Consider the following 19,784-nt stretch of genomic DNA (forward strand, 5'->3'; position numbering starts at 1 on the left):
TATACGGTTTTTATAAAGATTGATTAAGGAGCTCAAGAACCTTTTTGTTTTCTCCCCAGCTGTATGATCTCTCACTTTCTCCCAGCTCCGTAAAAAATAGCTTATCAATTAGAACTTCACAGTATGTCATCTACTGAAACTATTGCAAAAACAACGGACTTTTAGAAACCAATCTTTTCATTTATAATATTTTACATCCTATTTCTTATTTATTTTTCATTTCCTATCCTGATGGAAACTTCTCACACCTAATAAGTCGATATAAGTTTAATGATATATATACAATTTATACAATTAGTATGAAAGTAAAATAGTCACAGATCGTACATAATCATTGCTTAATCATATCAAATTTTTTGGAGGTAGCAAAATGATTGAAGTTTATATAGATGGTGCTAGTGCTGGAAATCCTGGTCCAAGTGGTGCCGGTGTCTTCATAAAAGGCCATGGTTCTGCGGATAAATATTCATTTCCTCTTGGTTCAATGAGTAATCATGAAGCGGAATACTATGCATTGATTAAAGCATTAGAAATCTGCATCCATAATAATTATCTTACCGTAAGTTTTCGTACTGATTCGGAACTAGTAAGTCGTGCAGTGGAAAAGGAATTTGCGAAAAACAAAAAATTTGCTCCGCTTTTAGAGCAAGCTTTAAAGCTTATCAGTCAATTAGAATTATTCTTTATTAAATGGATTCCAAGTAATGAGAATAAAACAGCAGACGAATTAGCAAGAATTGCCATTAGAAAAAATAAATAAGGAAGTTTTCATCCTTTCTGTTTTAAGCCTTCCCATCAAAAGCAATAAAATATACATTTCTTTCAAACGGGATTTTTTTAGAAAATAGTGATTTAATCATATAATAAAACCCAATAATTAGCGGATAAAAAAGAGGTTGGCACCAAGTAAAGGCTTGGTAAAACAATCGTTAATAAAACTAGTAAGTAGAGCTGCGATTATATATTTGGTTATTTATGTTTTCCCTAAAGTTAGTTAAGTAACCGCATATGATTAATGAAACAGCATTTAGACTATTCAGGTGCAGGATTACAGCTGCAAACGCGAAGGTTATTTAGGATGTAGGATGCGATATGCAACAACCTTTTGGAATGCCTTAAAAAGAGCAAAAACCCATGCGATTATACGAATTTTCTAATAGCTTTCTCGTATAATCGCTCGGGTTATCTGATAACTGGATCGAAATATCCTCTTTTCTGGATGGAAAATAATATCCCTCTTTTTCTAGAGGGGAAATAAGTGATTTCTTTTTATAAAGCCGATTACTTCTTTTTTTGTTTTCAATTCGTTGTCGTTAAACATCTCGAGTAAGGAAACGAAAAAACTGCCATCAAATTTTTTTTGTATTTTTAAAGTACATTCAATTGCAGTTATGACAAGTTCATCTGTAGCATTTGTATATGCTTTACCAAAATAAATAAAACCTATCACATCTTCACCAAAGGAAAAGCCTTTACTTTCTAAAAAGAGCAAAAATTCCTCTACCGTTTTCAAACTTAACGTACATTCCCCTCTATCCTTTTACCTATATGTTACTTTATATCACGACAATTTTCTAGCTTTTTCAACATTTTTCCGTCTCTTTCCAAACGTTTGTCACCTATTTTTCTTATTCTAGTTATACAATTAAAAAGGCTAGAGAACATAAGAACTTTATTTCTCTAGCCTTTCGTTTACCACCGCAGTAATGAACGTTTCTTTTTTGTAAATAAATGTCCAAGAAAACCAACTAGTACCCCTAATAAAGCTCCTCCTAACACCTCTTGAGGCTGGTGGCCAAGCATTTCTTTCAGTTTTTTTGGCTGCTGCTCCTTAAAGGCGATATTTTTGTCTTTATTAATTTTATCGACTAACTCGCCTAAATCATTTACTTTTAATGTTAATTCACCTGTTTGTCTTCTAATCCCTTGTGCATCATACATAACAATTAAGCCAAAAATTAAAGACAAAGCAAAATCAATTGTTGGTAAACCACGCTTTAATGCTATAAATGTTGTAAGAGAAGATACGCCTGCCGAATGAGAGCTTGGCATACCGCCTGTTTGAAAAAACAAGCCTTTATCCCACTTCTTTGTTTTTAAAAATTGTAAAGGTATCTTTAGAAACTGTGCCAACCCAATACTAATTAAAGCAACATAAATGCCCTTATTCATCGTCATCACCTCTTTTAAATAGTCTCTTTCTTTATGGATGATATTATTCTTGGTTGTTCATACTATGAATGAATTTTTATTTCCACAACTAGTTGATGAGGTGAATATAATGAGTAAAAACCATGGAAACAGAGGAAAAACAGCTGGAGGAGTAAATCCACAAGGCTACGGTCAAGACGCCGATATAACTCCATCTCCAAAAAGTAAATTGGAAAATGCAGCGAAAAAGAAAAATACAAAATAATGATATTCCAGTAACCTCGCTATGAGGATGGGGCTGTATTAAAGCCTCATCCAGCTTCTCTTATTCTTTTCCCCCTTCTTACAAATTTATATAGACATAGAACAAAGGAACAGAAAAAGTTATGCTGTAAAAATGTAAATGTCTAGTTTCCCTTTAAAAAACAAAACGAATAAAAAAAGATTATACGAAACATTCCATTAACATTCCGCCTAATCTTTTGGGTTAATCTGTTATTAAAATAAAGTAAGTGCTTCTTTCTTTTCTACGTAATGATGAAATCTTTTAAACTCTAGCTCTTCGAATTTTTTTACTGCACTTTCTGGATTGATATTTAGATAACTTTCTTCTAACAAACAGCTCACTGGTACGTCACATTTAATTTCTGCTAATTGCCTACTTAAATGGAGAATTTCAAGATCCGCTTCAATCTTTGTTCGTTGTCCCTTTGTAAGAAGGGATAAATTAGCTAGAATTCCTTCGATATTCTCATGAACTTGCAGCAGCTTCAATGCTGTTTTTTCGCCAATGCCTTTTACTCCTGGGTAATTGTCGCTTGTATCGCCCATTAAGCCTTTTAAATCAATCATTTGTTTTGGCGTTAGTCCTTTTTCTTCTTGAAAACTAGAAGGTGTATAAAGCATATAATTACCATAGCCTTTCTTTAATAGAGCTACGGAAATATGGTCATCTAATAATTGAAGGATATCCTGATCTCCTGTAAGAATAATGACATTTGCTTCCCCTTTCATTTGCTTTGCGATCGTTCCTATACAATCATCTGCTTCAAATCCTGCTACACCTATATTCGGTACATTAAAACTTTCGACAACTTCCTTTACTAAATCAAATTGTGGAATGAGTTCAACTGGGGCTTCCGAACGATTCGCTTTATACGAAGGATACATTTCTGTGCGAAATGTTGTACTCCCCATATCCCAGCAAACCGCCACATGAGAGGGATTAAAATGTTCAATCGCTGTGAAAAAGTGTTTTACAAAACCATGAATCGCATTTGTTGGAATTCCTTTTGTATTGACCATAAATTGACCTGTTACTGCTGTAGCAAAAAATGCACGAAATAATAGCGCCATTCCATCTACTAACATTAGGTTTGCCTGTTTCTCCTTGTTCAAAATGCATCTCTCCTTTATATCCATTAGTTCATTATAACAGAATCTCCAAAAATTGTGGCTGGTAGCTTTTTCTTTTTCTATTACTTACTTAAAAGAATAAATATCCGCTTAAGTATATTGACAATATTTTGTTATTGTTTTATAGTTGATTACACAACTAATCAACCAATCAACAATATAAGGAAGGGGCAGATCGTGAAAGCTGTTTTTGATGACTCAAAACCTATTTTCCAGCAAATTTCAGATATGATTGCAAATGAAATCGTCGAAGGTGAGTTGTTAGAAGGTGACCAAATTCCATCCACCACCGAAATTTCTAAATTTTATCAAGTGAATCGTGCAACGGTACAAAAAGGGCTTGCTGCATTAGTGGAAGCTGGATATGTATATAAGCAGCGCGGAGTTGGAATGTTTGTTTCTAAAGATGCTAAGCAAAAGTTACTTGAAAAGCGAAAAGAAGAATTCTACAACGATTATTTAAAACCAATGTTTGAGGAAGCAAAGCGTCTTGAATTAAAAAAAGAAGAATTATTAAAAATAATTAAGGAGGATTATAAGCATGATTAAACTCGAAAATGTCTCTTTTTCATATGGAAATACGCCTGCTCTGCGGAATGTAAGTATAGAGGAAACAGAACCAATCATCATGGGGCTCTGGGGTCGAAATGGTTCTGGTAAAACAACGTTTATGAAACTTTTAGCGGGTATGGAGAATATTGATGCTGGAAGAATCAATGTAAGTGGGATTACCCCATATAATAATACAGAAACAATGCACAATATCACTTATATACAAGAAAATCATCCATTCTCTATTCTTTGGAATGTCGAAGATGCCTTATATTTCGGTCCATTATTTAATAAAAACTGGGATGCAGATTTAGCCGAACAGCTGGTTTCTCTTTTCGAACTTCCACGAAAAAAGAAAATCAAGAATTTTTCTAAAGGAATGCAAACGATGTTACAAATCATCCTTGGGTTAGCTAGTAAATCACCTGTAACGATCATGGACGAACCTACAAATGGACTGGATGCTCATATGAGAAAACAGTTCTATAACGCACTTTTAAATACGTATGAAGAAGATCCACGTTTAATCATTTTATCGACACATCATATTGATGAAATGGAAGCATTGTGTGAAAAAATTGCCGTCATTAACGAGCAGACAATCGTACGATATGAGGAAACAGAAGAATTAAAGAGTCGTGGGATTCATTTATCTGGATTAGCTTCAGCAATCGAGCCTTTAATAGAAGGATATCCCATTTTAGAGAAAAGAAAACTCGGAAAACAAATGACTGTGATGATGGACGACGTCTATTCGGACAACTGGATATCCAAAGCAAAAGATGCAGGTGTTACTATAGAAAAAGCTAAATTACAGGATTATCTTGTTAACTATACAACAAGAAAAGAGGGACAAAAAATATGAATACTTTTACAGGACCATTCCGATTAATGATGCGCGAAATGAGCATGACATTTTATATCAACGTTTTTATTACTTTTGCTCTGTTTGTTTTTTATAATGTTCTAGGATATATGGGTGTAGCAGAATCTGGTTCCTTTATCTTGTTCGGTCCCCTATTTGTCGTTTTTCTTTTATACCCATTTATTAATTTTAGTGGTTATCAATATATCCTTTCATTAGGAGGGACGAGAAAGCAGTTTGTATTAGCTTTCTATCTTTCCGCAGTCATTTATAGTGTTTTGGGTGGAGTAATTCTTAATTTATTCTATTTTTTCACTACCCTATTAACAAGCAGCAATTATCTTTTTCATTTCGCAAAATTCATCCATACCACGAACTGGCTTATTTATTTTTGGATAGATTTTTCTTGGATTTTCTTTTTATTTAGTTTAGGAATGATAGCAAAGACAGTTTGGTTTAATTATGGCACAGCATTTTTACTCGCTGTATCTACAATACTGCTAATAATCGGAACAATTGCCGTAGTTTTTGGTGACATGAGCTCTTTAATAACTACATTTTTGGAGCATCATTTAAAATTTGTTACCATCTTATTTGGATTATCAATCGTTTTTCTTTTATTATCTTATTCCCTAATGAAAAATGCGCCTTTAGAAAAAGGGGGACGGTTGAATTTCAAACAATATAAACAAAATAATTTAGTCATTCATAGGTAAGTACACTATAGATAAATAATAGAATATAAATATTGAGGACAGCCTCTAAAAAACTAGCGAGAGCATTCGGATCCGCCGCAAGGAAATAAAGCCAAACAATCACTTAAAAGTTTGAATGTTTGGCTCTATTTTTGTTCATTTCCCGTATTCATCAAAAGATAGTCTTATTCTCCATATTTTTCAAAGGGAATTTTCCTCTTTCAAGTCAATTGGCGAACAGGTTTCAATTTCATTTTCTTCATAAGAAATCCAATCACTAAAGCTGCCTGGATAAAGCTTGACCTTATCTAGTCCAGCCATTTTTAAGGAAATATAATTAGGAGTAGCAGTAATGCCAGAACCACAATAGACAATATATTCTTTATTCGCATCTAGAGAAGAGAATCTATTCTTTTGCTCCCTTTCTGTTAAAAAGAAGCCGTTCTCTATCCCTTCTGTCCATACAAAGTTTATTGCTCCTGGGATATGTCCCTTTTTTTTATCAATTGGCTCTATTTCTCCTGTATACCTTTTATGCTCTCTAGAGTCAATCAATATCTTATCTTGGTCTTTTGTTTTTACTAGTGCTAAAACCTCCTCATAAGTGGCAATCATATGAGACTGAATAAGAGGAGAAAAATTACTCTTTGAAAATGCAGGGACTTCTTGTGAGGTCGGATAGTCCTTCTTTAGCCATTCCTTATAGCCACCATCTAAAATATATGTTTTCGAATGACCTATATAGTTCATTAACCACCAAAGTCTTCCGGAAAATGCCCCTTCTCCATTATCATAGGCGATGACTGTTGTATCTTTACCAACCCCTATATTTTCTAACTTATGAACAAACTCTTCTATGGCTGGCAATGGATGCCGTCCCCCATGATTACTGATTGGATCGGAAAGATCCTTTTCCAGATGAAAATAAACACTATTTGGGATATGACTTTTTTTATACCATTCTGAACCTGCATCAGGATTCTTTAAATCACAGCGACAATCAATCACTCTAATCGCATCCTGATCTATGTTTTTATTTAACCAATCAACACTTTTTACAAATTCCATCATTATTCCTCCACTACTGTTCTCATTTCTAGTTCGTTTGCTGCGCAAACTCTGTTTGTGTTGATTCTTTAATAATCCACTCTAGTTTTTCAATATTTTCATGTTCAGTTAATAACGCTGTTTTTCCATCATAATATTCGGCTACTTGTTCTTTTAGATTAACAAGAAGTATATCAAAATGTTGTGCAAATAATTCTTTATAAATAGCAAAAAAGGAGTTAATTTGTTCTTTTATATATATGTTACCATGCTCATCAACCAATTGTTCCATTTCTACTCCCATATTCTTTCGTTCATTCTTTTCAAAAAAACTCTTCGGATTTTTGTAATATTTCATGCCAATTTTATTAAGGATAGTATCTAATTCTTTAAAAGGGGCATGGAAAGTTATATTAGATTCTAACTCTCTTTCTATTTCTTCTTGTAAACGAATTTCTTCATTAATAGACTGAATCAAATGCCGAACTTCCTCATAACCTTCTATTCTTTGTTTATAAAAGAGTTGATCTAGTCTTAGGTTTACTGCTCGTAACTCTTGTTCAAATTCAAAATTCAATTGAATGAGAAACGAAGTAGTCGCAAGCGATAATTCCCTTTTCTTATTGTCTCCTCGTAAGATTGATGGATGATAAGCTTCCTTCATTAATTCATGAAAACGAAACATCACTCTTTGCTTTAAATAAAACAATTGTTCCTCTACTTCCATTTTGAATTTTGCCAGTGTATCCTGGAAATCTTTATTTTCTATTTGAGATAGAATGATCCGTTTTTCCTCCTTCAATCTCGATAACTCTTGTTCTGCTACTTCTTTTTTCGCAAAAGTTGATTCTACCAATTTTTTTAATAAATCTATTGTTTCCACGTAATCTTTCTGAGCAGATTGAAGCATCATGGACAGCCACTCATGTTCGATAAAGTCATACATTTGCTCTTCTGCTTTTTTCATCCACTTTCCATAAACATCATGCTTATAATAGAGACTAGAAACAGGAAGAATTCTTGGCGAACGTATCCCGTATAATTGCAATTGTTCTTGTAGATACTCCTCTACTGCTGCTTGCTCTTCTTCATTCTTTGCTAAATCAATTGCATTAATGACAAAGAATATTTTATCTTTTTCAAAAGCATCCTTTAATCGTCCAAGCTGCATTAAAAACGCGCGGTCTGCTTTGGAAAATGCATGATTATAGTAGCTGACATAAAAAATACAATCCGCTTTTTTCATAAATTCAAAGCTTAATTCCGTATGTCTGCTGTTAATGGAGTCTCCTCCTGGAGTATCAACAAGTGTTATTCCTTTTCTCGTAATCTTACAATCAAAATAAACATCAATGGATGCCACAAAACAAGAGGTCTCTTCTATTGCCACATAATTTGCAAGTTCTTCTAATTCAATGTTGATCTCACTGCCTAAATAATGACGATGGTCAGAATACCCTTTTAGGAAAGCTTGAAGATAGCGAAATTCATTGGCATATCTCTCCATTGGATTAGCCGCGAGCGTGTTTATTATCTTTTGTGCAGCTTCTAAAGAACTTGCCTCTTCCTTCACTAGCTGTAAATAGTCATTTATTTCTCTAAGCATTTCTGACTCTGACTTCCATTTAACAATAACTGTTTTATGTGGATGTTCGTCATCAATTGGTAATATTCTGTTTATTGTAGCAGTTGTTGGGTTTGGTGACACAGGCAAAATGGGATAATCAAGTAATGCATTGGCAAATGAAGATTTTCCAGCACTAAAAGCTCCAAATAAGCATATAGTATATGTTCGATTTTCAATAATGGCAGCTTTATGGAATAAATTTTTCGCTATATGCGCAAATCCCTTTACTTGTTGTAGCTTGCTGCTTAAAAAACGCAGCTGTTTTAATAATAAATCTGTATCCATTTCCTTACTTTCGATTTGTTTTTGAACTTCAGCAGGTTTTATATTCTTTTGTACGGTTTTTGTTTTAGGAGAGGATAGTGACCGATAAGTTATCTCTTCCTCGTTAGTTTCAAGTAACCTTCGCAAAATGCTCGCATCCACGTTTTGTATTTCACAAAGATGTTCAAGCTCTTCTTTCCACTCTTGCCATTTGGTCTCCATCTCCTCTTTTTTCATCTTACAGTTTACAAACTCTTGCCATTTCTTCTCTTCTTTTAAAAGATTTTCTTTTTCTTTCTGTAATTGCTGCTGTCGTTGTTCTTTCCATTGATTAAAGAGTTGGGTGATTTCTTTTCTGAAAGACTGCTTCAAATCATTTTCAACTGTTTCACAATAGACTAGAACATAATTTTCGGAAAGCTGTGCCTCTTTATTTACTAACGCTTTTAATGTCTGGGTACTTAAAATAGATGTAAGTCCTTTAATTTGCGAAAAGAACTCTGCCTTACCCTGTTTCTCAAAAAACTGAGATAATGGTGTTATTAATTGAATTTGAACAAGCTTTTCCAATTCTATGTAAAAAGTTGAAAGTCTATCTTCTCTTTCCCTTTGCGTTTTGCTTTTACTGCCAAATAGGCCAATTTTAAAATTTTTCTGTTCTGATTCTAGATATAATTTAGCTAGTTCCCGAAGATTATATGGCATGATATAGGCATTCTTAATAATCGAATGCCACTCATTTTCTAATGACATCACTGTTTTATTTTCATCCTCATCCATTGTTTGGATGGCTTTTTTGGTTGTCTCTAAGGTTGCTTCTAAAGAATGATACTCGTCTTCTGTTAATTCTAATAATTGGTCCTCGAAGGGAGCGATTATTTCAGCATTCTTTGTTTCTATAAAGGAAATATGATCTTTATATAGCTTTTGAAAGGATTCTTCCAGAGAGTAAGGCAGTATTAATTCTTGTTCTTCCATTTTTCTCATAATATAGTTCTTTAATTCTTTCAATCCTTGATAGAAAGAATTCGTTTCGATTAAGGTGGTAAAGAATATTTTCTCTGGCTTTATCCCATAAGATAAAAAAGAATCATATACACTTTGCTTAAAATCTGCAAACGAAATTTCTGCTTCTCGATGTTTATCCATCTGATTAACAATTAACACAAATTTCTTACCTGACTCCACAAGCTGCTTTGTAAAGTCAAAGTTGATTTCCGACTGAACATGATTATAATCAACTACATAAAAAATAATATCTGCAAGATGAATACTAGATTCCGTTGCTAATTGATGAGCTTGATCTGTACTATCTATTCCTGGGGTATCCATTAAAATAGCATTTTTTATTAGCAGCTCCGTATCTAATTGAACCTCTAATTCTTTTATATTTTCCACTCTTTCTGCTGCCTGTAAAACTGTTTTGATATCAAGCACTTCTTTGTAAACATCTGCTTGATTAGAATGGTATAAAACTTTCAGCTGCTTGCCACCCTTTTTTACTCGGATTATATTGGCTGTTGTGGGAATAGGACTTGTTGGTAAAACTGTTGTACCAACTAGGTTATTAATCATGCTTGATTTCCCGGCAGAATAATGTCCACAAAAAGTTGCAATAAATTCTTGTCTTGTCGCTTTTTTAATAAGCTCTTGTAATCTTTGCGCAGTTTGTTGATCATCATATGCCAAAAAATATTGGTAAAATGCTGCCCATTTATGTAATGTGTCTATATTCGTTGAAAGCATGATATACTCCTTTTCATCTATGTATTTCTTTTATTTTAACTATTTTCCACATAACAATAAAGTAAAATAAACTGAAAATTGAAAGCGAAGACAAAATAAACTTGGTCCATTTTCCTTATTATTCGAGGACTTCTGATACTTTTGACGTTAAGATAAGAAAATATTTTTCGATTATTATTGTTTAAATAAAAATAAAAAACTGTTTCTCCTTTTCAGCACTCCTACAAGCAGGTAAAAAGTGCTGAAATGAAAAAACAGTATACAATCCTTTTATATTAGTTATTTCTATTATTTCGTAGCTTTTATAGTATTATGTAAAACGTATTTCATAACAAATAAATAACTGATAAGTGTCAAACCAATTGGAAAAGCAATCATTCGTTACACCCCTATCTTTTTAGCTGAGAATAATTCTCTATCTCAATTAAATAATATCACTATTGAAAATCATTTTCAATAAGAAAAAAGTTATTCAATTTTTAGTATTTTTTCCCAAAAGACCTGATATATCAACAAAAATAGGAAATATGTACCATGAAAAACAACCTATTTACCGAAAAAAATATAAACAAAATAGGTCTAATTTATGATAAGATATTTTTATCAGACGGATGGGGGAATAGTAAGTGACATTAACAAAAAGTACTACTGAAATTTTAAACGCAACTATAGAAGCTGTAAAAGGTGTTATTCCCTGCGAACAACAAATTGAGAAGCCAAGTTTAACTGTATCACCATTTATTTTACAATCTTTAGGGGTTTTAATAGGATTAACAGGTGATTTCCGTGGTCGAATTATTATCGACGGAAATGAACAGGTTTTTGGTAAGATTGGCGAATCCATGTATGGAATGTTCTTGGAAGGGCCAATGCTGGAATCTTTCTCTGGGGAATTAGGTAATATGCTTGCTGGAAATTTATCTACATTTGTATCTCAAAGTGGAATTGAAATGGATATTACACCGCCTACTGTTTTAGCAGGTCAAACGAAGCTGTCAGGGTTTGATAAGGCTCTAACCCTGCCGATTTCACTTCAAAATATTGGTCAATTAAACATAGTGCTAATTTTAGAGAATTAAAGGATTGTTTCAAGAATCTTTTAGCTTGCAGAATTTTTTTGTCTCATAACTAGTTTGTTATTTTCCATATGATGATCACTCTTATTGCATATTATCATAGAACAAACGAAAAAAAGCAGAATAAACATTTTCTTCTGCTTTTTTTACTGTTTACTTACTATCCGTATGGCTTTGTACTTCTATTTTTATTAGATTCTCCGCTTTATGCCCGCAGCATTTACATATTGTCTTTTCTTTATAGATAGTCAGGCAGTAGCTACAATAATAATTTACCATATAAATCACACCCACTTCTTCATAAACATATATTAGTATATTTATCATTTGTGGAATATGTGCGGAAACGAGAGAAGTTTAACCGTTTTGCTTATATTCTGGTTTATTGAGAGCTACTTTTATAAAAAACATGCCCCAAAAGTTAAGTTATATTATCACGATTGAGGAATATATTTATTACAGATCTAGTTGATAAACATCACTATACTTTTTGTATAAATAATCAATTAAATATTGGGCGTTTAATCCTTCCCCTGTTACATCCTTTAATATTTCGAGCGGTTTTTTCATTTTCCCAAAACGATGAATTTTTTCATTCAGCCACTCTTTAACAGGAAGCAAGTTACCCTGCTCTAATAAAGCATCAAAATCAGGTATATCTTTTTCCATCACTTGCTTTAGTTGGGCAGCATACATATAGCCTAGAGCATAGGATGGAAAATATCCAAAGCTTCCCCCTGCCCAATGCACATCTTGGAGTACTCCTTCTCCATCATTTTCAGGAACTACCCCTAAATAAGATTGATACTTTTCATTCCATATCGCCGGCAAATCCTTCACTTCGAAATCACCATCAAATAAGCCTTTCTCAATTTCGTAACGAATCATAATATGTAATGGATATGTTAGCTCATCTGCTTCAATTCTAATCAATGACGGCTTGGATTCATTAATAGCTCGATAAAAGTCTTCGACACTCACATCATCAAATTGACCATTAGCAAATGATTTCAAAGCTTCATAATTATGCTTCCAGAACGCAAGATTTCTTCCCACAAAATTTTCATAAAATAGTGATTGGGATTCATGAATACCCATTGAGGTACCTGTGCATAATGGTGTTCCGATAAGCTCTTTCGAAATATTTTGTTCATACAGTGCATGACCTGCTTCATGGATTGTTCCAAAAACCGCCACTCTAAAGTCAGATTCATCATATTTAGTTGTAATTCGAACATCGCCAGGATTGATTCCAGTCGCAAATGGATGCACCGTTTTATCTAAACGTCCAGCGTCAAAATCGTATCCTACTTGTTTTAATACATCAAGACTAAATGCCTCTTGACTTTTTGCTGGAAATGTCTGATATAAAAAATCAGTAGTCGGGGGATTTTTTGAAGCCGCAATTTTATGAACTAACGGTATAATTTTATCTTTTACATCTAAAAATACTTCATCTAAAACAGCAACTGTCATACCAGGCTCATACATATCTAATAAAACATCATATTTATTTTCTTTATGTCCCCAATATTCAATGAATCGTTTATTCATCTCTACTAATTTTTCTAAATAAGGCTGAAACAAGGAAAAGTCCGCTTTTTCTTTCGCTTCTTCCCATACACTTTCCGCTTTTGATTGGAGCATCACATATTCTTTATGTTCCTCTGCAGGAATTTTTTTATTGCGATCAAATTCCTTTTTCATTTCTTCAACTGTCTTTCTTGTAATTGGTGATAATTGAGCTTGGATACTTTCCTCAGAAAGGACAGTAAGATAGGACTCTAGCTCTTCAGAAGTTGATAATTCAAATAATTCAGAGGATAGGACACCGATTACTTCTGTTCGTTGGTCTACTCCCTTTTTTGGGGCACCTGTACGTAAGTCCCAGTAAATTAGAGCAAGTGCTTCATTGTAAGCCCCCATCTTCTTCACATAATTTATAAATTGTTCTTCCATTTCTTTTTGATTAATAGACAATATACTCTCCTCTTTTCTTATCTGTATGATTTTATCTTAACATATTGTTTGGAGTTGAGACATAAGTAATCCAACCAAATATAAAACCGAACAATTAGATGAATGTGCCTTGAAAACCTTGTATAATTGTATACTTTTTCTTCCTAATAAAGAAGATTTGTAGTTATCCCTTGCAGAATCGGCCCATCCTATAAAAGAATGAACATACAAAAAAACTCATAAGATTATTCATGCATTGTTCGATAACAACTTAGAATTTCTTATGAGCCTTTTTATTATTGAACCAATTACATTGCTGTTACTGGTAAAGCCTCTATTACAGCATTCTTTACTAGGCCTGCTACATTTGCATCCATACATATATGAATCGTACCTTTATCTTCATGTGTACGGATTAAGCGACCAACACCTTGACGCAGCCTTAAAACCATATATGGCAAATCAACTTCTAGAAAAGGATTTTCTACATTTTCACGCTTACTTTTATAAACCGGATCATTTGGAGGGAATGGCAAAGAATAGATAAATACGTTTTCTAATGATCTCCCAGGTACATCTAGTCCTTCCCATAGATTTACTGCACAAAGGATTGAATTTTCCTCATTTTGAAATTTTGAAACAAGGGTACTAATTTCTCTTTCCCCCTCAAAGTATATCGGTAAGGAAAATTCCTTTGGCAGATTGTCCTTAAACCTAGCTAAATCTTCTTTACTATTGAAAAGAACAAGAGATCGACCTTCTGCTTTTATTAACTCTTCATAACAATATGCTTGTTTTTCTGTGTCTTCATTCTGATTGAATGACTTAATATATACAGCCATATTCTCTTCATAATCAAACGGAGAATCAACAGAAAACGATAAATAATCAGCTGCGCCAATACTTTTGGCCATATATTCAAAGGATTTATTCTCAGATAATGTTGCCGAAGAGAAGATAATCGGTTTTTGTTGACTAAATACTTCTTCTTGCATAATATCTTGAACAAGTCTTGGCATAATAACAAGCGTTCTTTCCCCGTTATTTTCCTCAAACCAGGTTATTCCATTCATTTCCTTTAAAAATAGACCTAACGAATGAGAAATCTGCTCTAAATACTCTTCTACCACTTTTAAGTCATACTCATTGATAACATACATTTCACTTTCAAAGACAAGCTCTTCTTCTAGCTCAGAAATATAGCCTGCCAATTTTTTACCTGCTTGGATTACTCGATCTGTTTTTTTGATTTCCTGTTTATCTGAACCTTCTGTTTTATAGGATGCATCTGTTAGTTCTCTAAAAAACTGTTCATTTTGATAAATAGTTTCCTCAATAATATTTAGGGTTTTCTCACGTACATCGTTTGCCATTAAACGTGTTAATAGATTTTCTAAGTTTTGCTCTGTCAATCTGTATGTTAATGCACTTTGGGCAGCATATTCTAATAAATGTCCTTCATCAAAAACAACACAAGCACTATCAGGTAATAAAGGAAGCTGTCCTTCTCTTTTTCTAGCTTCTTTTGTCCAAATATGTTCCATATAAAAGTCATGGGAACAGATGATTAAATCTTTAGCATTACGATAATAATCTCGATGTAATGTCTGCCCACAGCGATGGCGTTTATCACAAGTAAAACAATCTTGCATGGAATCCCATGCTACCCCTTCCCAATCCTTATCATTTAAATCTGGATAATCTTTTCTGTCTCCATATGGTGAAAAAGATTGTAATGATCCTGTTCCGTGCACAAAATCTGGAAGGCTGTCATAAATCGTATTATACGTATCTTCCAATGTAATTTTTTGATCCAGTTTAGTTAAGCATAAATATTGGTTTCGTGATTTAGCTAAACGAACATCAATGTTTAATCCAAGCGCCTGCTCTAACTTTGCAATATCGCCTTCTTTTTTTACTAGCTGTTCAATTAACGTCTCATCTGAACAAGCAATAATGGCAGGCTTGTTTACATAACGGGCATAACAAATGCTATATAATAAATAGACAAAGGTCTTTCCAGTTCCTACTCCAGCCTCTGCAAAAATTGTTTTCTTTTCCTTAAACGCTTTTTCTAATTGATAAGCCATATATACTTGCTCATCTCGTAGTTCATAACCTGCTTCTGGAAGAATGTCATAAAAGACATCGCCAATCCACTCTCCCAGCTTCTCATAAAATGATTCTGTTTTTGATACTTCAAATGGCATGCTATTTTGCATGTAAACCCCTCCGACCTACGAATTATGCTGTTTGTCTTTAATCTTTATCTATTTAATAAGCAATGAATAATTTACTTAATTTTTTCATGACGAACCTTAATCATAGTCAATTTGACTGCAATATTCAAGTGAAAAGAGGGTTGCCTCCAAAAGAATCAGGCACCCTCTCTTACATCATTTCATTATTAATTATTTTGGAATATCTTCGTCCTGCTTTTTCTTATCCTCTATCTCTTGATAAGGAATAAGTCATGGCCTGCTGAACCATTTGTTGTGCTGCTGATAATTGCTGTAAAACAGCTTGATCAGCAATACCTTCTTCTTCTATTAGATTTACCGAAGAATTTAACGCACCGATTATTTTTGTATAATCTATATTACTATCTTTCATAAAACTTCCCTCCAGAAAATTACGTATAGAATAAATATATACTGTTACTCAAAAAATATACTTATTTATAAGATGTAACTTTCTAAAAAGCAGACTTTATGTGTTAGTCTCTTTTTCGCTTGCCCCAGTATTGATAATAATCTGTTCGAATGAATCCGTTGAATAGTTTGCGTTTTTTCGTCGCTTTTCTGCCATAATGTGTTTCAAACTCTTCATCACTTGTAAGCATATAAATAGACCATGTTTCAAGTGGTGCAAATGCTTGTCCCATTTCCTGATACATTTTTTGAACAGACGGTTTATCTCCTAACCGCTCTCCATATGGCGGATTGCCTACAATAACACCATTATCTTTCATTGTGGTAAAATCTTTTACTTGCATTTGCTTAAAGGTAATAAGGTCTCCCAGTCCTGCTTCAAAAGCATTTTCTTGCGCTATTTGAATCATCCGATGATCGATATCAGTTCCAATGATTTCAAGTGGTTGATCATAATTTGCGTTTTCTTCTGCTTCTTGACGTATCTCTTCCCATACTTCATTTGGCATCCAATCCCATGTTTCCGAGATAAAATCACGATTAAAGCCTGGTGCGATATTTTGCCCGATTAAAGCTGCTTCAATTGGAATGGTACCAGATCCACAAAAAGGATCTACAAAAGGTCGATCCGCTGTCCAATTAGTTAATAAAATTAAAGCAGCAGCAAGTGTCTCTTTCAAAGGTGCTTCCCCTTGTCCTGCGCGATACCCCCTTTTATGGAGTCCTTGTCCTGAAGTATCAATCGTTAATGTAACAATATCCTTCAAAATAGCAACTTCAATCTTAAATAACGCGCCGTTTTCCTCTAGCCAACCTGTTTTCTTGTAATGAGTGCTTATCCGATTAACAATCGCCTTTTTAACTATTGCTTGACAATCTGACACACTGAAAAGCTTTGATTTGACAGATTTACCTGAAACCGGGAATTGTGCATTTACTGGAAGATATTCTTCCCATTTTATCGCTTTTGTTTTTTCAAAAAGTTCATCAAAGGTTGTTGCTTTAAATTCAGCAACTTTAATCTTTACACGATCAGCAGTACGAAGCCACATATTGCTTCTTGCAATTGCCTTTTCGTCGCCTTTAAATAAAACTTTACCATTATCCACCGAACATTCATAGCCTAGCTCTCTTACCTCTTTTGCAACTATTGCTTCAAGTCCCATTGCTGCAGTAGCTATTAAGTCAAAATTTCTCATAACGACTCCTTTATCATCATTTTAGCTGTATTTTCTTATGTATTATTATTGCTTTTTCTATAGCTTCAAATTAGTATGTATATTCCATATAAAAAGGATGACCAGATTATATGAATGACATACTGATTAGAAAAAAATTCTCCCAGCATATCAGACACAAATCTACGTGTCACCCTTTGTCATGTTATTATCATTATAATCAATATCACGCTCTATAAGCCATGTTCTGTTCCTTTGTACTCATGCGACTTTTCATCTCGTACTAAGGCGGTAATCATCTATCTACAGAAAATAATTTCTGTCCTTCTCTTCCGTTCATTTCCTCAGAGAAAGTTCCCCTACCATAATTTGGGTTTCTCGCTCGTGGGGTTTACCTCGTTCCACCCTTGTCATTTCTGACAAAGCTACGTCACTGTGGCACTTTCAAAGTATTCATACCATATCCGAAGACTTAGGTATTTTCCCTGCCGTCAGCATAAATATGCTGCCCTAGCTTATTTTTTGACTAGGCACGAACACTACAAGCATCTCAGCTTGTGCGAGCATGGACTTTCCTCTACAAACAAGGTTTGCAGCGATTACCAAAGCGTTTTATTGATACAATAGCTATTATAGTTGTTTTACCTATCTAATGCAATGGTTATTATAGGAAATTATTAGCTTTTCAACTATAACACTGCATAGAAAATTTAAAAACATTAATCATATAGCTTACTTCCAAATACATGCTTTTCTAAATTAGATAACCTTTTTAAAATATCAAAGTTTGTAGTTCCGGCTGTCGTTGGAGCAGGCTGTCTACGACTAGCTTCCTCTGCCAGCTTCTTTAAACGTAAATTCTCTTGCTGCAGTTCTTCAATTTCTTGGTGAAGGGTTTCATAATCTTTAATAATTAAATCCAAAAACTTATCAACTTCTTCTGGTTTATAGCCCCTTACACCTGTTTTAAATTCTTTTTCTAAAATATCTTTTGCTGTTAATTTCATTTTATCTGATAGCATTTATCGCTCACCTCAGTCGATTACCATTTATCTCAATTATTTTTTCAAAGAAACGCCATTTTGTCAATAAATCTATTAATACTCGTCCTGAAACCTTGCTTCTTCTACAATATCTTGGAGATCTGAAAATTGAATTTTGCGAATTTCATATGAGTTTTGCTCCTGATACTTTTGTGCTAGCTCATATAAGTACTTAGGACTGCCAGGGTTCTCTTCATCATAAAAAAGCAGTAACACATCACTTTTTGTTAGTAAAAAAATATTCTTATCTTTTAATTGCTGGGGACTTTCATAGGGCTTCTTCGAAACAGAATCAACAAAATCAGCTTGCAAGATTATTTCTTCATACCATTCTTGATTTGCCTCTTTCCAATTCTGTTCCTGTTCAAGGAAAGGTGTAATCACCCCTAGTTTTAAGTCTGGATATTCTTCCATCTGCAAATCGTATACTACTTCTGCAGCCCATAGCTCTGTTCCAAGCTGGCCACTTATTAATACCCACTCGAGTCCTTCTTCGAGCAGTGCTTGCAAGTTCTTTCTAATCGCTATCTTTATGTATTCGGCTGCTAATTCGTCTCGCTTAAATATTCCAATTTCGAAAGGCTTATAGCCAGAAATGACGGCTATTTTCATAATAATCTAAGGAACTCCTTCACAATTACAGTAGTTATATAAAATATATCATAAATATATTATCCCATAAAGAATTTATATTTTTTAGCCAAAGATTGCTGTTTCGCAGCCAGTCTATCATTACAGATTCATTATATGATAAGTATTTGATAAAATGAATGAAAATAATCTACCCAATAAATTTCCACACATTTTTATATAAACATAAACGAGTTTGCAGCAATGCCTCGTGTTCTCATTAGTGTGCAACTTAAGGAAAATGATTCCGTTGTATAGCAAATAACACAATATAATAATACGAGACCCAAAATGACAAAGAGGACTAGAATGAAAACATTCTGGTCCTCTTTGTCTACAAACTACAAGAAACTTAAAAAGCACCTTGTGTTTTTTCCTTATCGTTTTCTGAATGGAAATCCACCAGGCATTCCAGACATACCAGCTTGACCTGGGAAGAATTGACCAGTTGCTGTAAATGGAGTTCCTCCCATTTGAGGAACAGCAGGTGCAGTTGGGAATGGAGCTGGAGCAGGACCCATATTAGCTTGAGTATTAGTTACTACTGTCTCACTAGATTGAGTGTGCGGGAAGAAATGTTGGTGCTCGTAGTTCACATGATTTACAGTAGTAGTGTGAGTTGGGTGGATATGCGGCACAATATTATTTGTAAAAGTGTTATTCACGCAACATTTTGTCGGATGAACTACTGCAGGTAAAATATGATTAGGTTTACAATGCATAAGAAAATCTCCTCTCAAATAATTTAGTTATCTTACAGTAACAACTTATGTTGAAAGGGATAATCTTGTACTAATACAAACACCTATTTTGTCATGTTTTTTAAAGCTTTGTTTATCGATGCAAAAAATTGTATAAAAGAAAAGCGTAAAAGCTGTCTTTTA

18 protein-coding genes and 1 other RNA gene are annotated in these 19,784 nt (G+C 33.7%); 6 read left to right on the forward strand and 13 right to left on the reverse strand.

What is annotated here, in order from left to right; all coding sequences use genetic code 11:
* Window positions 1-370: 370 nt before the first annotated feature.
* Window positions 371-760, forward strand: coding sequence for a reverse transcriptase-like protein (locus NSQ92_RS12340; protein ID WP_047940420.1), 390 nt, complete (start codon window positions 371-373; stop codon window positions 758-760).
* Window positions 761-1,243: 483 nt separating this feature from the next.
* On the opposite strand, the gene NSQ92_RS12345 is transcribed toward NSQ92_RS12340, so the two are convergent.
* A complete protein-coding gene (locus tag NSQ92_RS12345; RefSeq protein ID WP_047940419.1) occupies window positions 1,244-1,513 on the reverse strand; it encodes a DUF6123 family protein in 270 nt (89 codons plus the stop codon).
* A 179-nt stretch (window positions 1,514-1,692) separates the two neighbouring features.
* Window positions 1,693-2,172, reverse strand: coding sequence for a divergent PAP2 family protein (locus NSQ92_RS12350; protein ID WP_328283563.1), 480 nt, complete (start codon window positions 2,170-2,172; stop codon window positions 1,693-1,695).
* Between the two features lie 109 nt (window positions 2,173-2,281).
* On the opposite strand from NSQ92_RS12350, the gene sspL reads away from it, so the two are divergent.
* Complete coding sequence (gene sspL, locus NSQ92_RS12355) at window positions 2,282-2,416, forward strand: small, acid-soluble spore protein L (protein ID WP_047940691.1); 135 nt, start codon at window positions 2,282-2,284, stop codon at window positions 2,414-2,416.
* 233 nt (window positions 2,417-2,649) lie between these two features.
* Here the strand turns inward: sspL and NSQ92_RS12360 are convergent, their stop codons facing one another.
* Entirely contained in the window at window positions 2,650-3,522 is an 873-nt protein-coding gene (locus NSQ92_RS12360; protein WP_341152920.1) for a 5'-3' exonuclease, read from the reverse strand.
* A gap of 222 nt (window positions 3,523-3,744) precedes the next feature.
* Here NSQ92_RS12360 and NSQ92_RS12365 point away from each other — a divergent pair, with 222 nt between their 5' ends.
* The 3 genes from NSQ92_RS12365 to NSQ92_RS12375 are packed head-to-tail and all read left to right on the forward strand — an operon-like array spanning window position 3,745 to window position 5,700.
* A complete protein-coding gene (locus NSQ92_RS12365) occupies window positions 3,745-4,116 on the forward strand; it encodes a GntR family transcriptional regulator (protein ID WP_047940416.1) in 372 nt (123 codons plus the stop codon).
* On the forward strand, window positions 4,109-4,984 hold the full coding sequence (locus NSQ92_RS12370; RefSeq protein ID WP_095259077.1) for an ATP-binding cassette domain-containing protein: 876 nt from the start codon (window positions 4,109-4,111) through the stop codon (window positions 4,982-4,984). The genes NSQ92_RS12365 and NSQ92_RS12370 overlap by 8 nt, the downstream gene beginning before the upstream one ends.
* The gene (locus tag NSQ92_RS12375; RefSeq protein WP_047940414.1) at window positions 4,981-5,700 is read left to right on the forward strand and encodes a hypothetical protein; all 720 of its coding nucleotides are present in this window, start codon (window positions 4,981-4,983) and stop codon (window positions 5,698-5,700) included. Before NSQ92_RS12370 ends, NSQ92_RS12375 begins: the two co-directional genes overlap by 4 nt.
* Window positions 5,701-5,880: 180 nt before the next feature.
* Here the strand turns inward: NSQ92_RS12375 and NSQ92_RS12380 are convergent, their stop codons facing one another.
* Together NSQ92_RS12380 and NSQ92_RS12385 are read right to left on the reverse strand one after the other, a co-directional pair.
* Complete coding sequence (locus tag NSQ92_RS12380; RefSeq protein WP_047940413.1) at window positions 5,881-6,747, reverse strand: sulfurtransferase; 867 nt, start codon at window positions 6,745-6,747, stop codon at window positions 5,881-5,883.
* Window positions 6,748-6,775: 28 nt separating this feature from the next.
* A complete protein-coding gene (locus NSQ92_RS12385) occupies window positions 6,776-10,363 on the reverse strand; it encodes a dynamin family protein (RefSeq protein WP_047940412.1) in 3,588 nt (1,195 codons plus the stop codon).
* A gap of 626 nt (window positions 10,364-10,989) precedes the next feature.
* Here NSQ92_RS12385 and NSQ92_RS12390 point away from each other — a divergent pair.
* Entirely contained in the window at window positions 10,990-11,442 is a 453-nt protein-coding gene (locus NSQ92_RS12390; protein WP_047940411.1) for a chemotaxis protein CheX, read from the forward strand.
* Window positions 11,443-11,895: 453 nt separating this feature from the next.
* On the opposite strand, the gene NSQ92_RS12395 is transcribed toward NSQ92_RS12390, so the two are convergent.
* From NSQ92_RS12395 to NSQ92_RS12430, 8 genes are all read right to left on the reverse strand, one after another.
* On the reverse strand, window positions 11,896-13,398 hold the full coding sequence (locus NSQ92_RS12395) for a carboxypeptidase M32 (protein ID WP_412973487.1): 1,503 nt from the start codon (window positions 13,396-13,398) through the stop codon (window positions 11,896-11,898).
* A gap of 308 nt (window positions 13,399-13,706) precedes the next feature.
* Window positions 13,707-15,620, reverse strand: a complete 1,914-nt coding sequence (locus NSQ92_RS12400; RefSeq protein ID WP_047940409.1) for an ATP-dependent DNA helicase — start codon at window positions 15,618-15,620, stop codon at window positions 13,707-13,709.
* A gap of 220 nt (window positions 15,621-15,840) precedes the next feature.
* Window positions 15,841-16,011 carry a hypothetical protein gene (locus NSQ92_RS12405; RefSeq protein ID WP_156485380.1) on the reverse strand — a complete coding sequence of 57 codons (171 nt, stop codon included), beginning with the start codon at window positions 16,009-16,011 and terminating at the stop codon, window positions 15,841-15,843.
* A gap of 103 nt (window positions 16,012-16,114) precedes the next feature.
* Window positions 16,115-17,248, reverse strand: a complete 1,134-nt coding sequence (locus NSQ92_RS12410; RefSeq protein ID WP_047940408.1) for a THUMP domain-containing class I SAM-dependent RNA methyltransferase — start codon at window positions 17,246-17,248, stop codon at window positions 16,115-16,117.
* A gap of 210 nt (window positions 17,249-17,458) precedes the next feature.
* Window positions 17,459-17,838, reverse strand: an RNA gene (gene rnpB, locus NSQ92_RS12415) — RNase P RNA component class B.
* Window positions 17,839-17,946: 108 nt separating this feature from the next.
* The gene (gene gpsB / locus NSQ92_RS12420) at window positions 17,947-18,249 is read right to left on the reverse strand and encodes a cell division regulator GpsB (protein ID WP_047940407.1); all 303 of its coding nucleotides are present in this window, start codon (window positions 18,247-18,249) and stop codon (window positions 17,947-17,949) included.
* A gap of 75 nt (window positions 18,250-18,324) precedes the next feature.
* Entirely contained in the window at window positions 18,325-18,882 is a 558-nt protein-coding gene (locus NSQ92_RS12425) for a DUF1273 domain-containing protein (protein WP_095322300.1), read from the reverse strand.
* A 395-nt stretch (window positions 18,883-19,277) separates the two neighbouring features.
* Window positions 19,278-19,622, reverse strand: a complete 345-nt coding sequence (locus NSQ92_RS12430) for a CotD family spore coat protein (RefSeq protein WP_047940405.1) — start codon at window positions 19,620-19,622, stop codon at window positions 19,278-19,280.
* Window positions 19,623-19,784 lie beyond the last annotated feature (162 nt).

Origin of the sequence: Niallia sp. FSL M8-0099 (assembly GCF_038006945.1) — a bacterium.
Lineage (GTDB): Bacteria > Bacillota > Bacilli > Bacillales > Cytobacillaceae > Niallia > Niallia circulans.

What these genes read in the sequence shown, in the direction of transcription:
- NSQ92_RS12340 (WP_047940420.1), top strand. Translation starts at nt 371, where the DNA reads ATGATTGAAGTTTATATAGATGGTGCTAGTGCTGGAAATCCTGGTCCA.
- NSQ92_RS12350 (WP_328283563.1), bottom strand. Translation starts at nt 2,172, where the DNA reads ATGAATAAGGGCATTTATGTTGCTTTAATTAGTATTGGGTTGGCACAG.
- sspL (WP_047940691.1), top strand. Translation starts at nt 2,282, where the DNA reads ATGAGTAAAAACCATGGAAACAGAGGAAAAACAGCTGGAGGAGTAAAT.
- NSQ92_RS12360 (WP_341152920.1), bottom strand. Translation starts at nt 3,522, where the DNA reads ATGTTAGTAGATGGAATGGCGCTATTATTTCGTGCATTTTTTGCTACA.
- NSQ92_RS12370 (WP_095259077.1), top strand. Translation starts at nt 4,109, where the DNA reads ATGATTAAACTCGAAAATGTCTCTTTTTCATATGGAAATACGCCTGCT.
- NSQ92_RS12375 (WP_047940414.1), top strand. Translation starts at nt 4,981, where the DNA reads ATGAATACTTTTACAGGACCATTCCGATTAATGATGCGCGAAATGAGC.
- NSQ92_RS12380 (WP_047940413.1), bottom strand. Translation starts at nt 6,747, where the DNA reads ATGGAATTTGTAAAAAGTGTTGATTGGTTAAATAAAAACATAGATCAG.
- NSQ92_RS12385 (WP_047940412.1), bottom strand. Translation starts at nt 10,363, where the DNA reads ATGCTTTCAACGAATATAGACACATTACATAAATGGGCAGCATTTTAC.
- NSQ92_RS12395 (WP_412973487.1), bottom strand. Translation starts at nt 13,398, where the DNA reads ATGGAAGAACAATTTATAAATTATGTGAAGAAGATGGGGGCTTACAAT.
- NSQ92_RS12400 (WP_047940409.1), bottom strand. Translation starts at nt 15,620, where the DNA reads ATGCAAAATAGCATGCCATTTGAAGTATCAAAAACAGAATCATTTTAT.
- NSQ92_RS12405 (WP_156485380.1), bottom strand. Translation starts at nt 16,011, where the DNA reads ATGAAAGATAGTAATATAGATTATACAAAAATAATCGGTGCGTTAAAT.
- NSQ92_RS12410 (WP_047940408.1), bottom strand. Translation starts at nt 17,248, where the DNA reads ATGAGAAATTTTGACTTAATAGCTACTGCAGCAATGGGACTTGAAGCA.
- gpsB (WP_047940407.1), bottom strand. Translation starts at nt 18,249, where the DNA reads ATGCTATCAGATAAAATGAAATTAACAGCAAAAGATATTTTAGAAAAA.
- NSQ92_RS12425 (WP_095322300.1), bottom strand. Translation starts at nt 18,882, where the DNA reads ATGAAAATAGCCGTCATTTCTGGCTATAAGCCTTTCGAAATTGGAATA.
- NSQ92_RS12430 (WP_047940405.1), bottom strand. Translation starts at nt 19,622, where the DNA reads ATGCATTGTAAACCTAATCATATTTTACCTGCAGTAGTTCATCCGACA.